Below are 1641 nucleotides of genomic sequence, written 5' to 3' on the forward strand. Positions count from 1 at the left end.
GTGGTGGTGCTGATGAATGAAATTTGTACAATGAAGTTTCGATGCATCTTCCCTAAATTGGGAGAAGTCAGCTTTGTGAAAATTGAACAATGGTTATTTAAATGATATTTAATATATTTACAAAATTAACATATTCATGTAACACTCCACAAATAAAAAACCAATAAAATACAATTAAATATTTAAAGAAAACAATATAATAAGTTTGTTTTTCTTTGTTGAGGAGGAGTGCCTACATCCAACCATATTGTTTCCAAGCATCTTATTTCGGTGAACGAACTCAATGTATCAGGTAACAAATCAATTTATTAAAAGGAGGACTTCTCATGTTGAATGTTAAGAAAATCGTATCTGCATTAATGGCCTGTACCATCGCTTGCTCTGCTGTTTATTCAGCGGGAGCAGGCTTTATTCCAGTTGCAGTTGCCTCAGTGATTATTGACAAGCCCGTGCCTTCCGCACCCGCAGGACGCTATGAGCAATCCGTCAGTGTTGCGCTTACCTCCACGACCCCGGGAGCAGACATCTACTACACGTTGGATGGGACGTTGCCTGACGAGACCAGCCTCAAGTTTAACGGAACGCCGATCGTCCTAACGGAATCGACGAACATTTCGGTGATTGCCTATAAGGACGGCGTTTGGAGTGCAGCCGGGACATACGGCTATATCATTAAGACAACAGAGCAGCCGCTGCTGAAATTTGCTGCGATGTCGGACATTCATATCGGCCCTGGCTCGGATGATGCCATAACTCGAGCTAGATGGGCCAGCAATTTTGATGTCATGTCCTCCATTTTCCCCAATCCGGATGCCATTCTTATCGCGGGTGACATCATCAATGATAATGGCAATGGCAAAGGACCTGATCATACTTTTGCTTACAATGTTCTCAGTGAACAGCTCGCTCGCAAAAACATGACCAACACGAATGTTCAGATTGCTATTGGTAATCATGACGCAGCTGTTTCCGATGTCAGAACCCGCTACCCAGCAGATTGGTTTACGACTCAGCAGAACGGGTATTACGAGAAGACAATCGGGGGGTATTCCTTTTTCTTCTTGAACGCAAACAACTACAACGGAGACTCGAATCAAAGAAACTGGCTGACGGGAAGACTCCAAGCAATAACTGCCGATCAAGCGAATCGGAACAAACCGATCTTCATTACGCTGCACCATCCGGTTGCCGGTACCGTCATGGATGGGCAGCAATCTGCCAATCAGAACCTGTATACTGATTTGCAGGATTTTCCTCAAGTAGTTGTTTTTTCCGGTCACTCGCATTTGAACATTAACGATGATCGTTCCATTTATCAGAAAGATTTCACCGCGGTCAATGTTGGCTCGATGTCTTATGTTGAAACAGACCAGGGGTACTCCGCTGTATCGCAAGATGGGCTTAATAATGAAGCCCTATTCCCTCAGAGTCAATCCCAATTCATTGAGGTGTACAGTGATCGCATAGAGATTGAGCGAGTGGAGTACAACGGCGATCCGGGTGACATAGCTCCTGGAGGTGTATGGAAAGGGCCGGGAGACCTTCCGTACAACAGCGCTGGCGCATTAGCGGGTAAAAAGTGGGTCGTGAAATTAACGGGGAATACCAATGAAGAAATTAAACGTAATTTTACTTATACGA

General features: G+C 44.4%; 1 protein-coding gene. It reads left to right on the forward strand.

Translation table 11 applies throughout. From position 1 onward, the window contains the following. Positions 1-326: 326 nt before the first annotated feature. Positions 327-1641 (forward strand): chitobiase/beta-hexosaminidase C-terminal domain-containing protein (locus tag AC1DUA_RS36675; RefSeq protein ID WP_477504413.1); only part of this gene is annotated, 1315 nt, incomplete at its 3' end.

Source organism: Paenibacillus sp. 01T422 (assembly GCF_056398785.1).